General features: G+C 35.4%; 12 protein-coding genes. 6 read left to right on the top strand and 6 right to left on the bottom strand.

Going from position 1 to position 14,960, the window contains the following annotated elements; all coding sequences use genetic code 11:
* Window positions 1–196: 196 nt before the first annotated feature.
* The 3 genes from ACXACQ_RS17885 (at window position 197) to ACXACQ_RS17895 (ending at window position 3,862) form a co-directional block, all read left to right on the top strand.
* A complete protein-coding gene (locus tag ACXACQ_RS17885) occupies window positions 197–1,618 on the top strand; it encodes a M48 family metallopeptidase (protein WP_474977343.1) in 1,422 nt (473 codons plus the stop codon).
* Between the two features lie 26 nt (window positions 1,619–1,644).
* Complete coding sequence (locus ACXACQ_RS17890; RefSeq protein WP_474977344.1) at window positions 1,645–3,198, top strand: DUF6770 family protein; 1,554 nt, start codon at window positions 1,645–1,647, stop codon at window positions 3,196–3,198.
* Between the two features lie 85 nt (window positions 3,199–3,283).
* Window positions 3,284–3,862 carry a TetR/AcrR family transcriptional regulator gene (locus tag ACXACQ_RS17895; RefSeq protein ID WP_474977345.1) on the top strand — a complete coding sequence of 193 codons (579 nt, stop codon included), beginning with the start codon at window positions 3,284–3,286 and terminating at the stop codon, window positions 3,860–3,862.
* Here ACXACQ_RS17895 and ACXACQ_RS17900 read toward each other — a convergent pair whose 3' ends face one another.
* Genes ACXACQ_RS17900 through ACXACQ_RS17910 form a run of 3 tightly spaced genes read right to left on the bottom strand, consistent with a single transcriptional unit; the run spans window position 3,863 to window position 7,332 of the window.
* Window positions 3,863–5,329, bottom strand: coding sequence for a hypothetical protein (locus ACXACQ_RS17900; RefSeq protein WP_474977346.1), 1,467 nt, complete (start codon window positions 5,327–5,329; stop codon window positions 3,863–3,865).
* Between the two features lies 1 nt (window position 5,330).
* On the bottom strand, window positions 5,331–5,942 hold the full coding sequence (locus ACXACQ_RS17905) for a M15 family metallopeptidase (RefSeq protein WP_474977347.1): 612 nt from the start codon (window positions 5,940–5,942) through the stop codon (window positions 5,331–5,333).
* A 1-nt stretch (window position 5,943) separates the two neighbouring features.
* Window positions 5,944–7,332 carry an NADase-type glycan-binding domain-containing protein gene (locus ACXACQ_RS17910; RefSeq protein ID WP_474977349.1) on the bottom strand — a complete coding sequence of 463 codons (1,389 nt, stop codon included), beginning with the start codon at window positions 7,330–7,332 and terminating at the stop codon, window positions 5,944–5,946.
* 54 nt (window positions 7,333–7,386) lie between these two features.
* Here ACXACQ_RS17910 and ACXACQ_RS17915 point away from each other — a divergent pair, with 54 nt between their 5' ends.
* The gene (locus ACXACQ_RS17915; RefSeq protein WP_474977350.1) at window positions 7,387–8,211 is read left to right on the top strand and encodes a VanW family protein; all 825 of its coding nucleotides are present in this window, start codon (window positions 7,387–7,389) and stop codon (window positions 8,209–8,211) included.
* On the opposite strand, the gene trhA is transcribed toward ACXACQ_RS17915, so the two are convergent.
* The 3 genes from trhA to metG all read right to left on the bottom strand — a co-directional run bounded on the left by trhA (window position 8,212) and on the right by metG (window position 12,078).
* On the bottom strand, window positions 8,212–8,856 hold the full coding sequence (trhA, locus tag ACXACQ_RS17920) for a PAQR family membrane homeostasis protein TrhA (protein WP_474977351.1): 645 nt from the start codon (window positions 8,854–8,856) through the stop codon (window positions 8,212–8,214).
* Window positions 8,857–8,970: 114 nt separating this feature from the next.
* Window positions 8,971–10,356 (bottom strand): asparagine--tRNA ligase, encoded by a 1,386-nt coding sequence (gene asnS, locus ACXACQ_RS17925; RefSeq protein WP_474977352.1) that lies wholly within the window; start codon window positions 10,354–10,356, stop codon window positions 8,971–8,973.
* A 171-nt stretch (window positions 10,357–10,527) separates the two neighbouring features.
* Window positions 10,528–12,078: a methionine--tRNA ligase gene (metG, locus tag ACXACQ_RS17930; protein ID WP_474977353.1), complete on the bottom strand. Its 1,551-nt coding sequence runs from the start codon at window positions 12,076–12,078 to the stop codon at window positions 10,528–10,530.
* A 321-nt stretch (window positions 12,079–12,399) separates the two neighbouring features.
* Here metG and ACXACQ_RS17935 point away from each other — a divergent pair, with 321 nt between their 5' ends.
* Window positions 12,400–12,951 carry an RNA polymerase sigma factor gene (locus ACXACQ_RS17935; RefSeq protein WP_474977354.1) on the top strand — a complete coding sequence of 184 codons (552 nt, stop codon included), beginning with the start codon at window positions 12,400–12,402 and terminating at the stop codon, window positions 12,949–12,951.
* Window positions 12,948–14,918: a porin family protein gene (locus tag ACXACQ_RS17940; protein WP_474977356.1), complete on the top strand. Its 1,971-nt coding sequence runs from the start codon at window positions 12,948–12,950 to the stop codon at window positions 14,916–14,918. The genes ACXACQ_RS17935 and ACXACQ_RS17940 overlap by 4 nt, the downstream gene beginning before the upstream one ends.
* Window positions 14,919–14,960 lie beyond the last annotated feature (42 nt).

The raw sequence follows: 14,960 nt of genomic DNA on the forward strand, positions 1-14,960 counted from the left end.
TTTAAACCTTCTAAGCAATAGTCAGCACCAGATAATTAGCATAAATCCTTTAACAGCAGGCTAATACAATTATTGGTTTAACTTTAATCCCGTTTTAAATATTAGAAAAGAGATAATAGAAGTGATTAGAATCATGAAAAATTAATTCTTTTAATATTATTTTTTCCATATTATTACACTTTATTATTGTTTTACCATGTGCAATAAAGGCTTTAATTATTTCTTACTCATTATATTTTCCCTCTTCTTAGTTATTGGAGCAAATGCTCAAACGTCCATTGAATATTTACCTATGGATAGTTTAAATACTGAGAAGGAAGCATTAAAAGAAAATATAGAAGCAAATGTTAAGAATTTAAAAAATCAACTTGATCGTAATACATATAATGTTGTAAAAGATCATTATGAAAACAAAAAAGACTTTCTATTTAAATTAATTGATAATAACACTTTTATCAAAGACCCACAGATAGATAGCTTGGTTAACTCTATTTTAACTGAAATAAAATCTAAAAACGACAATTTCAACAATTTTCCTCAGCGCATATTAATAGCTCGCACTCCATTAGTCAACGCCTCTTGCTGGGGCGAGGGCTCTATGATAATTAACCTAGGCTTACTCAACAGAGTTGACACAGACAGTGAACTAGCCTTTGCCATTGCTCATGAGGTGGCGCACCAAATCCTTGATCACGTTAATAAAAACATTGTAGCGCGAAAGGCGCAAATGAATGATAAAGACCTTTATAAAAATGTACAGGAGAAAGGAAAATTGGAGGTTATTAAAACCTTAGCCTATGAAAACTCAAGCTTTTCTAGAACTAATGAGCAGGAGGCTGATTCTTTAGCGGTAATCATGATTAACAAAACCATCTATAACCCAATGGCATATAATGGTTTATTATCGATGCTCGACTCTTCGGATTACCCCAAATACAGAAAACCTCCCCAACTTGACTCTATATATGATTTCACCAAATACCCTTTTAAAACAAAATGGCTAAGAAAGCCTGAACCATCCTTTGGTACTTCTGCTGAAGGCAATGGTTTATTTAACGAAGATTCACTACTTACTCACCCTCATATAAAAGATAGAATTGCCTCTTTAGACAAAAGCTTCAAAGACACTAATACGAAAGGTAAAAGCCACAAAATTTCACCTGTCTTGCAACAACGGATCGATTTTGAAATGGCCTACAGCTCATATGTGATGGGAAATTATGCTTTCACGCTATTTTTTGCCAGTCAGTTGATGGAACGTTACCCAAATAATAAATTCGTAAAAGATTTACTGGCAGAGTTGTGGTTCAACATTTATACCTCTAGAAAAAAACATGTATTTGGCCTTCATGTGCCGCTATCAGATCATTATGCCCCAATATATGATCAAAGCTTCGTTTTTCTTAACAACTTAAGAACTTCAGAGATTACCAAAATTGCTTACTATTTCATCAACTTATCACAGATTTTTGATAAAGAAAACATGGCCCATTACTATATGCTATGGACCTTAAGCAAAGAATTAGAATTAGAAGGAGTACAAAATAAGATAGAAACAGCATTCCATCAGAAATTTCCAGACACAACACTAGCTGATGTAAAAGTCACCTTCTATTAAAGCAGAACTATCCAAAACCAATAAATATGAAATTGAATTTTACAAAATGTATTATAGTAGCTTTTATGCTATTATCATCAGTGCTACATGCGCAAGAAAGGAAGTTTAACGACATCCTTAGCATGAGAGTACGTAACTCTGGTGTAATTACTAGTAACAATGAAATTAAGGGTTATTACACATTTTATAATGTAGAAAAGGCCTCAAAAGGTAAAAGAAATTTCTTACTGCAGGTACTTGATGAAAACCTAAAGGATTTTAAATCTGTAACTATGGAAGAAGGTAAAAACACCTTCTTACTTGAAAGTCAGTACAATCAGGATGCTCTTATTTTCAAATTCATAGATTTCAAAGAAAAAGAGTTAATCTATAGGATTTACAATTTAAGCAAAGGTGCAGACCATAGAATTAGTAGACCGCTTTCGGACAATACCGAATTAAACTATTACAAGGTATCTATACCTAAAGGTGTAGAGTTCTTGAATTTATCAGCGATAGATAATAAGGGCTTCGTAGATTATAGCTCTATTGATAAAGGCAGAAGTTATGCTCTCACGTTTTATTCTTCTGATGGTAAGAAGCTATGGAATAAATTTTCAACAGATAGCAAAACAGTAGAAAGCGCTGGTTATTTATGCAGCTCGGGTGATTACGTTTATAACCTTATCGCAAAGAGACCGAACAGAACTAGTTCTGACCTCTCTTTTGCAATTAATGCTTATGATATTTCTAACGGACTAAAAAGCTATGAAGTAAACCTACAAACAGACAAATATAGCACGCAGCCACTTTCTGCATACTACGACAAAGACAAGAAGACTTTAAACGTATTGGGTATGTATTATGCTCCTGACGTAAAATCATTAAAAGACAACGGTCTTGGTGTAGTAAGAATTGAAATTGACGACACGGGTAAAATTAAAAGTGAAAAATACCTCAGCTGGGCACAAAACTTCCGTAACTACGTAACAGTAGACAACAAAGGTAAAATTAGCAATGAAGGCAAAGATGGTTTCATTTATTTCCACGACATCATTCAAAATAGTGATGGAAGCATATTGGCAGTAGGAGAGCAATACAAAAAAGCAGCTGATGCAGCTGGTATGGCGTTTAAAGCGCTAGGAGCTAGCGCTAGTGTAGCAAAAGTGGTAATCAACGATTTGGTACTATTCCATTTCACTGAAGATTTTGAGATTAAAAATGTAAAATTCATCGAAAAAGACAAGTCTAACTTTGCTTTACCTGAAGGTACAGGGTTTGCTAATATTCACCTATTAAGTAACTTGGTTAAAGCATATGGTGGATTTGATTACTCTTTTTCTAACCAAAGTGAAAAGGACGAAACTTCAATTGTTGGATATATAGATTATGACAAGAAAAAAGGCGAGAAGAATGAATTCGTTTTTGGAAGTGTAACTTATTATGATGGTGAATTTTCTGAAGACAAAATCTCACTAGGAAAGCCAAAAGGAAGTGATTGGGTAAGAGTATTACCAGCCAAAGCTGGCTACGTATTACTATTGTCATACGACCATAAAGAGAAAACACTTAGCGCACATTTAGAGCGATTGAATTACTAAAAAAAGGCCGGCATAAGCCGGCCTTTTTTTTCATATTCTTTTTTTATTCTATCCGTACTTTTAGCTTTGCACGCTTTAATACAACATGGAAAAACAAGAACTCATCTTTACAGCGGCCTTAAACCTTTTTGTCCAGTTTGGATTTCATGGTACTCCCACTAGTAAAATAGCAGAAGAAGCAGGTGTTTCTAATGGCACTTTATTTCATTACTTCAGCACCAAAGATGAACTTATTACCGAGTTATATAGCAAGCTAATTAACCATAGAAATACACAGGTTAAGAATAATGTAGAAGCTACTACAGGTTTCAAAAATCGCTTTCAAACCTTTCATCGTATATCGGTATCGTGGGCTACTGCTAACAAAGATTCCAACTACTTTTTAAATCAGGTTGAATTCTCTCCTTATAATAATCTTGTTCACAGCAGTATTAAGCAAGACAATATAGAGATTCATAACCAATTATTAATTTACGGCCTCACTGAAAAGTTATTCAGACCTCTGGATCGAGAATTTGCTCGTACCATTTCAGAACATCATATCAAAGGAACAGTAACTTATATCAATTCCAGACCGTTAAGGCCAGATGATAAGTCTTTGGCAATAGAAAACTCATTCCGTATTTTATGGAATCTGTTAGCTTACCCCGAATACCACATTTAGTTATTTCTTTTTTAGCAGATAGCTTGGCCTCACTTCATATGGGTTACGCCAATTAAAAAGGGATCGATACAAGTCCTCATCTTCTTTTTTGACTTTACTGAGTATACATTGCCATGTAGATTCTTTCATAAATAAATAAGAAGGAGTCAGCTCTTCAATATCTGCAGTATCACACCCCAATGCAAAATATTGGGCCTCTTTTAACTTTAGTCCTGTAGCAATTCGCCACAACTTATTTTTATCCATTTCATATTCAGGAACCCATGGAAGTACATCAATTCCGGAATCAAATGTAACATATTCGGCCATTGCTTTATGACCTATAATCAATCCTACTTGATCTTGATCATGGTTTTGCTGTATCGTTTCTGAAATTGAATGATACAAACCATAGGGAGGGTCATACCTGCTACTTTTGTATTGATCTTTAATCACTATGGCAACAACAAAAACACTAACTAAAAAGAAAAACCTAATCAACCATTGATTTGAGTGTAAACGCCATTCAAAAACATTTAACATTAGCAACGCCAACAAATTGGCCAACATAAAGAAACGATAGCTAATACCGAGGGTATTCCATTCTAAGAACGGGCAGAACAACAACGCCAAAAGGCAATATACAATCATCAACCGAATAGGTATATTATCTTTTTTGATATATAAAACAGCACCTCCAACTACAAATAATAAGCTATAACATACAATTTCCCATTTCCAAAATAATGTAACCATTGACACGTTATTAGCATCAGTTAAAAATGAATAAGCAGGCCAATTAAACTGCTTAGTGAGTACAAATCCTCTATCAACCAACTCAGCATGCTTAAAATATATTGTCGTTACACAAGCTAATGTCATTAACACTAACAGCATAATGACATATCGTCTCTCCAAACGATGACTTCTATAAAACAGAATACCCATATTAACACCAAGCGCTACCAATGACAGTGCTGCGGTAAACTGGTGTGTAAATAGATTTATTATGAGCAAAAAAGCAGCAATAACATACCTCTTAGAAGTAAGCGCATGGATAAAAAAGAGTAAGAAGCAAAGGCCTAGTAAATTTTTAGGAAATTGAGCTGCAAAATACGTTAGGTGAAAGCTACATAGTGTTAGGCCTCCAATAATTTCGGGCAGAAAAGAAAAATTACGCTTTACCCTTTTAGAAATGAAGTAAATTATACCTGAAAAAGCACCAGCTAAAAAAGCAGATAACACCTTATAAGCCAATTCATAATCTCTTACTAACCACTTAACAAAAATAAGTAATGGATAAAAAACTGATATTCTGGAGGAGTGCATTTCCCCCTCCTCTAAGTAAGACTTTACCTGAACAAGATAAAAGTAACCATCCCAACCATTGGCAAAAGGAGTCTGGTTAAAAACAATAAACCTTAGAAGGGTAGAGGCTACTACTAAAAAGAATAAATAACAATTGTGAAAAGAAAAAACCGTTTTCAAATCAATCACAATCTACCTTAAAGTTGGATATTTTAAATTTCTTAGCATTGTTAAAATTATAATGCCACCATTCGGTCCTGATAGGAGAGAAGCCATACTTTTCCATACCATTCTTTAGCACCTGACGGTTAAAGAGAATTTCATGATCAAATTCCTGATAGCTATGATGGGCCTTTTCGCCAAAGAAATCGAATTCAGTCCCCATATCGAGCTCTTTACCTTCCAATGTAACCAATGTAATGTCTACAGCTCCTCCTCGATTATGAACAGAACCTCTATCCGGATTGGCCACATATTTAGCATCTGGATAAACCTGCCACATGAGCTTCTGAATGTACAAAGGCCTATAGCAGTCAAAGAACTTAATTTTGTAGCCCTGTTCCATAAAAGATTTATTCGCTTTAACGAGTGCATCAGCCACTTCTTTACGAACTACACAATCAGGGCATTCGTAAACTTTCGTCTCCAGAAAATTATTTGTGGTAGCATATCTCATATCATAAACGAAATCACTACTCATATCTTTAATTTTCACAAAGTCTTCTGGTTGTTGAGCCATTAAATCAGGCGCAAGCACAGTATTTAAAATAAAGATAATAGGTAAAATTCTCATATCAATCCTTAATAATAAAGTCTTCAACAAAACGCTGTCCGCCAATTTTTCCATTTGTAAAAGTCACATGATCTTGAAAAATCCTTGACTTATCATGAGTAACATTTCCAGAATATATTTCAGACCAATTAGTAGTACTATAAATCCTACCAAAAAAACGAACTTTAAAAGAGTCTTTGGCTATCTCTTCAATTTCCCAATTACCATCTGAAATTGTTTCTTCCATATCGTTAGAATCATCCGTATTTATGCTTAAGTCCTTTTTTCTATAAAGAACAAACGTATTATTAGACCTTAACATTAATGACATTTCTTCTTGGTAATTCTTATCATCATCGTACTTACTCAGTGAGATATTAATATTATGATCTAAATACTTTTTTATCAAGCCATTACTATTCCTCCTCAACTCGGTCACTCGCTGTTGAGTTTCTTTTGGCAAGAGTAAAATAGGTTGCCCTTTATATTTTAAATGCACCTCACTTATTACTAGATCTTTATATTTAGAGCCATTTATAACCTTATTAATAGTTAATATAAAAGTGTTGGCACTAACAGGTTTTTTAAGTTTAATAGATTGACTCCCTTGCTCGTCTTTTAAATGATACACTTGCTTATCTTCATTTGCATTGCCAAAGGAAAATTCTTTAACTCTACAATTAGCCTCGAAGTGAGAAGGAGAACGTTGATAGCCATTCCAAATTTCAACTTCATCCACGGTTACATTCTCATTAAATTTAAAACTAATGGTCTCTCTTTCTCCGGCAGTTGCACTACCTTCAGCCCAGCCAAATTCCTTTCTGCCATCCATCAAATTTTCACTTCCATAGGCAATTTCTGGAGCCAATGCACTGGAACTTTCAATTGAACCTTCATAAAATTTAGGAATTATTAAATCCATAGGAACACCTCCTTCACCGCTCAACTCAATTTCACTTATTGCTGTAAACAAATCAGGAGAATCAATTACCCTTTTGTATTCATTACCCTTATAACTCCCTTTTACTACTCGCTTATATTTAACATCATTAATCTTAATAAACAGATTACTGACTTCGCTTTCGGGGTTACTTCCTATATACCTACCATCACCATAAATAGCAAAATACTCAACATCATTAAAATCACCTCCACTCATACTATTGATATTTACCTCTGAAATATACACTGGATTTTTAAAGTAAATCATTATACCCTCAGAAGTAGCAGCTCCTTTCGGGGGCTTCCAATAACTATTGGGGTTACCATCAAACGCATTGCTAACATGGTATGAAATAAATGGAGTAGCCGTGCTTGTTGCATATAAATTAGTAATCAGCACTTTATCCATTGCAAATACTGATTTGCACACCATCGGTATTATAAAAATCAGAAATAAAATATTTTTCATATATTCACAACTTTCATTGAATAGCCAAAATAAATCTTTTTATTAAATCATAAAATGCCAATTAGCAAATATTCTACCAAGCAACCAATTAATCGGAGCAAATGGAGAAAAATAGCGGGTAAGAAATACTTTATTTTAAAACGAAAATTACTTTGGCTAAAGAATAGAAATGACTATGCCTCTATTCCCTCTAAGGACGATTTAAACCACCTTGTTTTTGAGCATAGCTCCACATTGCTTCGGCCTTTGAAGGATGTAGACATGCAGTATCAGCATAATAAAATCACCAATCTAAAAATTGCCTCTCAAGCAATTTCAGGTATTAAGATTGCACCTGGCAAATCTTTTTCCCTTTGGATGCTGGTAGGCAAGCCTACAAAGGAAAGAGGTTTTCTTAAAGGCTTAGTGTTAAATAATGGCCAAATAGGTTATGATTATGGGGGAGGGCTTTGCCAGCTAGGCAACCTTCTCTATTGGATGTTACTGCATTCGCCCCTTGAAATTACAGAGCGTTATCGGCACAGCTACGATGTTTTCCCTGACGTGAACCGCACACTGCCATTTGGCAGTGGGGCCACGTTATCATATAACTATATCGATCTGCAGTTTAAAAACAGCACCCAACATGATTACCAAATAAAATTATGGCTTAGTGAAAAGAAGCTCCATGGACAACTACTCTGCTCTGCAAACAGCAAGTATACTTACAAAGTATACGAAGATTACCACCTTTTTCATCAAGAGCAATGGGGAGGTTATACACGTCATAATGCCATAAAAAGATTAACTTATATGGGTAAAACGGTAATTAAAGATGAGCTAATTACTGAAAACCATGCTGTAATGATGTACAACCCGCTGTTGGCTTCGCCCGATTAATTATAGCAGATAGAAGAATACCGAAATAAAATGGCTGATTGTTCCGCCTAGCACAAAAAAGTGAAACACCGCATGGTTATAAGGCATTTTTTCAATGGAATATAAAATAGCTCCTACAGTATAGAAGAATCCACCTATCAGCAGATACATCAGCGCCTCTGATGATAAGCTTTCATATAATGGCTTAGCCGCAAAAACTGCTACCCATCCCATAAGCACATAACTTACTGTAGAAAGTGTGTTGTACTTACCCGTAAAAAATAACTTTAATATAATTCCGGCCAGCGCTAAAGCCCAAGTTACACCGAACAAAATCCAGCCCGTAGCCCCTTGTAATGCTACAAGACAGTAAGGAGTATAAGTGCCCGCAATTAAAAGGTATATAGCAGCATGGTCAAAAATATTTAACTTCTTTCTTAAAGTTTTTTTCTTGGCATAGTGATAAAGGGTAGAGGCCAAATACAAAGTAACCATACTCGCCCCAAAAACGGAGAAACTCACAATATGATATACCCCGCCATAAAGTGAAGCAAAAACCACTAATATTGCTAGCGCTGCCACACTAAGTATAAGCCCTGCAAAATGCGTTACAACGTTTAGTATTTCCTCTTTACGTGTGTAGTAAGTTAAAGAATAAGATGACATAACAACAACTATCTATATTATATGCTCTTTAACGTTTTTTATATCAAAATGATGCCCGTAACTGAAAATAATCTAATAAAAAAAGGCTCACAATTGTGAGCCTTTTAAAATATTTTAGAATTCCGCACTTCCAGGGAATCGAGGGAAAGGAATTACGTCTCTGATATTGCCCATTCCTGTTACGAACAACATCAAACGCTCAAAGCCTAACCCGAAACCAGAGTGAGGTGCAGTACCAAATTTCCTTAACTCTAAGTACCACCACAATTCTTTCTCTTCAATACCCATCTCTTTCACTCGCTGGGCTAATTTATCATAACTCTCTTCACGTTGCGATCCTCCAACGATTTCGCCAATACCTGGGAACAAAATGTCCATTGCAGCTACAGTCTTACCATCTTCATTAGCTTTCATATAAAAAGCCTTAATATCTTTAGGGTAATTGATCACTACAACTGGCTTTTTGAAATGCTTTTCTACCAAGTATCTTTCATGCTCACTCTGCAGGTCATTACCCCATTCTACCGGATATTCAAATTTTTTCTTAGCTCCTTTAAGTATGTCTATCGCCTCGGTATAATCTAACCTGATAAAATCATTATCAACCACAGAAGTTAATCTTTCGAGCAACTCCTTATCATACATATCATTAAGGAACTTAAGATCGTCCTTACAATTATCCAAAGCATATTTAATTACATACTTCAAAAATTCTTCAGCAAGTTCTATGTTCTCATCAAGTTCATTGAATGCTACCTCAGGCTCTATCATCCAGAACTCAGCCAAGTGCCTTGTGGTGTTAGAGTTCTCTGCTCTAAAAGTAGGTCCGAAAGTATACACCTGACCTAAAGCCATGGCATAAGTCTCGCCTTCCAGTTGTCCTGATACCGTTAAGTTAGCGGCCTTTTCAAAGAAGTCTTCTTTAAAGTTGATCTCACCATCTTCTGTAGGTATATTTTTAAGGTCTAAAGTAGACACTTGAAACATTTCACCCGCACCTTCGGCATCAGATCCAGTGATAATAGGTGTATGCACATAAAAGAAACCTTTGTCATTAAAATACTTGTGCACTGCAAAAGCCAAGGCGTGTCTTACTCTAAAAACTGCACCAAATGTGTTAGTTCTTGGGCGTAAGTGCGCAATTTCTCTTAAAAACTCTAAAGAGTGTCCTTTCTTTTGCAAAGGATAAGCTTCTGCATCAGCAGTGCCATATATTTCAATATCTGAGGCTTGTATTTCTACTGTCTGGCCTTTACCCATAGACTGCACAAGCTTACCTGTAGCCTTAATACATGCCCCGGTGGTGATATTCTTAACTAATTCTTCGTCAAAATTTTCGTTATCGACAACAATCTGGATATTATTAATTGTAGATCCATCGTTCAATGCGATGAAAGATACAGCCTTATTTCCGCGTTTGGTTCGTACCCATCCTTTTACTAAAACCTCTACGTCATACTCCGTAGCGGCAAGTAGGTCAACCACTTTACTTCGTTTCATATCGATAATGTTATTGAAAATTTATTTTATTCGTTTTTAAATACTGTGACAGCATTTTGCCACAAGGGCACAAAAATATAAACTTTCTTCCCTTTATAGGACAAAAAAGCAAAGAAATACATAGATCCCAGCCATTACAAAAAAAGCCTTCAAAATTGAAGGCTTTTTTTATTAGATATTTTCTAAAAGATCAGTCAGATTTTCATCTGGCAATCTCTGGAATATGATCTCGTCTACGTGAATAGACTTTGTATCTAGTTTAAATTCGCTAGGAATTTGAAGCTTTTCTTGCTTAAAGATATTGTTATTAAGCTTTTCAGCAATATCTGGGAAGAAAGGATAACCTAAATTCATGATCCAACCTATACCTTCTAAACATAAAGCCAGATTTAAGCAAACCTCGTCTTTTTTATCAGGATCCTTAAACTTCTTCCAAGGCTCTTCATTATTAATGTATAAGTTGAGTGTGTTACACAACTCTACGACGGTATTTAGGGCCGCAGAAGGATTGTCAGCTTTAAAGAAGCTCACATACTCTTCCTTAGACTTTTCAAATTTCTCCTTAATCTCAAGTTCTTGTTTGTAAGATTCAGGAATAGTCAACTCAGGCAATGTGCTATCAAAGAACTTTTGCGTAAGCTTTGATACCCTATTAACTAAGTTTCCTAAGTTATTGGCTAAATCCGCATTGATAACCTCAAAAGTACGTTGATAATCTAAGTTACCATCTCTTTCAAAAACACCGTCTTTCATTAAAATATACCTAAAGCCATCTCTGGTAAGGTATTCTATTAAAGTAAGAGGATTAACCTTTGTAGCAGGATCTGATTTAGAAATTTTTCGATTAGAAATTTTCCACCATCCGTGTACTAACAGCTGCTTTGGCAATTCTATATCTAAAGCCAATAAAAATGCTGGCCAATAAATAGCATGAAACCTTAATATATCCTTACCTAATAGGTGAGTGGTATTACTCCAATACTTTTTAAAGTCTTCAGAACCATCACCCCCCAATATAGATATATAATTGAATAAGGCATCTAACCACACATACATCACGTGGTTATCTGATCCTGGCACGGGTATTCCCCATGAGAATGTATTTCGTGAAATAGAAAGGTCTTGTAGTTCATTACCTTCTAAAAACGAAAGTACTTCATTTTTTCTATTCTGCGGTTCTATTAAAAACTCATCAGACTTTATTTTATCTATAAGGACATCACGAAAAGCAGATAATTTAAAGAAATATGAATCTTCTGCAATTTCTTCACATACCGTATTATGAATAGGGCATACGTTACCCTCTTCTAGCTCACTTTCTTTATAATATTGCTCACAACCTACACAATAAAGACCGTTGTATTGTCCAAAATAGATATGACCTTTTTCTTCAAGTCTTGTCCACACGGTTTTAACATATTCTTTGTGACTATCCGCTGTGGTTCTAACAAATGCATCGGTATCAATACCCAAAGCATCCCAGCACTCTCTAAAAGTAGCAGCCATATTATCTACCATTTCTTGCGGAGTAATACCTTCTTTTTCTGCTGCTCTTTGAATTTTTTGTCCATGCTCATCACAACCAGATACATACTTTACATCATACCCCATTAATTGGTAGAATTTCTTATAAGTATCTCCAACTAGTGTAGTATAAGCATGCCCAAGGTGAGGGCTTCCATTGGCATAGTATATCGGTGTGGTAATGTATTTATACTTCATAGAAATGAGTCAATATTTAAAATGGCTGTTTATATAAATGCTCTGCAAAAATACATGCTCCTAGAATAAATGCATCAATTAATGGAAAAATATTAGTAGTCTTAGGTTGTGGCGGTTATAATTATTTATTCAATTTTATTTAAAATTTAACCCGACAGAAACACGTTAGTAAGCAATTGAATATTAACCCATTAAATCATTAGTCATGAGGTGAAACCTGAAAAGCAATACATGTTTGAACATTATTTTTATTTTCTCACGCAACCATTCTTCATACAACCACTGTATCTGTTAGTAATAGCAGATTGTAAAATTTAGCATTTGAATCCTAAACCCTCCGATATTACAGCACTTATAACCGGGTGCAAAAAAGGCGATAGAAACGCGCGCAAGGCATTGTACAAGATGCATTACAGCTTTTCTATGAGCTTATGCATGCGGTATGCAAATTCTAAAGAAGAGGCACAGGAAATAATGAATGATGGTTTCATGAAAGTATTCCAATACATTGAAAAGTTTGATGCATCAAAGGCCTTTAAACCTTGGCTAAAACGCATATTGGTAAATAGTGCAATTGATCATTTTAGAAAAGTTAAAAAACAGCATCATGAGGTGGGGCTCGAAGAAGGGGTGAATGAAACCGGTTCGGACTCCATACTAGACTCTATTACTTATGATGAAATGCTAGAACTCATACACCAGCTACCTCCCGCCTATAGAACTGTTTTTAACCTTAGAGCTATAGAAGGGTATCAGCATGATGAGATCGCTGCCATGTTAAACATATCGATAGGCACATCAAAGTCTAATTATGCTAGAGCTAAAAAGAAACTGCAAAAACATTTGAATGCTTACTTTGAAGTGAAACCATGAGCGAAGAGCAGGATAACATAGAAAGGTTTTTCAGCAAGTACTTGGCAGGTAAGGAATTTGAGTTTGACGAATCTCAATGGGATAAGTTAGAGCAAAAATTAGATGCAATGGACTGGCGAACGGGCATGGCTTTTCAAGAAGCCGCAAAAAATAAGTCTGCTCGCTCTGCCGTATATCGAACTCTAATGGTGGTCTTACTTACGGTATCCGCCTTCTTACTGGGGTGGTATATGAATGCCCCAACAAGCAAGTTAAACGAGGAATATAGCGCTCCTCCAAAACATACTAGTCAAAACGAAACTTCACATGGGTATGAGACCTCAGAAGCTGCTAGCAATGTAAGTGGTGCAGAGACCAGTACTCACCGTACCGTGATCACAAATAGTATTGATTCAACATTTATATATAACAACAGGCCACTAGCTACTACAAACTATGAGCGCAAACAACATGTAACAAGCAACACGGTTGTTGATTCAAGAGTTATAATTGATCAAGAAAAAGGTAACGACAATGGGCCTTCAGAACAAGAGCAATATGATAACCAGCAGCAGGTTAATAATCATTCTATTATAAAAGCTACAAGTATACCTGAGAACGGCTACGGCTTGCAAAAAAACAAAGTAAATGACAGGGGCATTAGTTCTAGGAATGATTTAAAGCATATAAATAACACTTTAAAAAGAGGCACATTATCCATTGATAATCAAGAAAATAAACTCATAAAAGAAGACAATTCAGCCACATTTAACAAAAGGGAAGATTTGCCCGTAACACCATCAATAACGCCTGAACAAACTACTACTGGAGAAAATAATGACAGTGAAGAACTCAATGAGTCTTTTACTCCTGATAAAATTAATTACGGCCCTTCTAGCAATCTAACTAATGAGGAAGCAGAAACTACAGATAATAGTAACGGACCTGTTAGTTCAAATAACAATAAAGTCTTAGGCCAAGGCAAGCCACTAATCTATTCTAATACCAATGACCATAAAATAGTTACTCCTCAACCGGAGACTTCAAGCGATGCTTTATATAATAGTGAAAACAGTAGGGTAAACGAATTTCATTCAACATCTAAGAAAGGGTTTAACACCATTGCCCCACCCAGCAACAACACCCAAGAAAACGCAAATAAATTCAATAAAGAAAATAAACATACTCAAGTAAACTTTAATAGCAATACTTATACTGTCGAAGATCCTGAATATATAGCTCCACTGGGATATCAATTTGATTCGCCCGAACTAGTCTTTTTCGAGATTCACCAAATTGAACTCACTCACACATCGGAACATGCTGATTCTGTAGAAGAAAAAACGCAATATCGAAATACTAAGACCTGGGCTATTACTGCTATTGTAGCTCCAGATTTTAATAGCACTAAAACTAGTGAACTGTTTAAGAGCATAGGAGAGTCGTATGGACTTTCAGTCCAATATTACCCTATGAATAAACTAGAGATTAGTGCTGGGGCTATGATAAACAGAAAAGTATATACAGCAAGTCAAGATGAGTGTACTTACCCTTCTGATAAAATGTGGCTATATGGTATTTCTCCTTATAGCACAGATGCCGTTTGTAAAATGCTGGACATTCCCGTATCTGTTGGATATAAATTCTTAAGCTATGAAAACTCTGGTTTTTGGCTTAAAGCCGGCATTTCCTCGTACTTGCTAATGACTGAAAATTATGTTTTCAATTACGATGTAGAAAACAGTCACCTACTAAGAGAGTGGAATTCTGATGACAGAACTTTTGCTTTTGCCAGTACCTTAAACTTCAACATTGCTTATGAACAGAAACTAGGCAATAACTTTTCCGTTCTATTAGACCCATATTTTAAAATACCGCTCATTGGGTTAGGCTTTTATTCCATTGATCTTCTTACTAGCGGGGTCAATGTAGGACTTAGATACAGGATAAAACCAAAGTCAAAAGTACCAATAAACAGCACTTATTAACCAATAATAATATCTATAATTACCTTACTGAGCAAATAGCCT

Source organism: Fulvivirga sp. AWR4_260, from assembly GCF_056158185.1.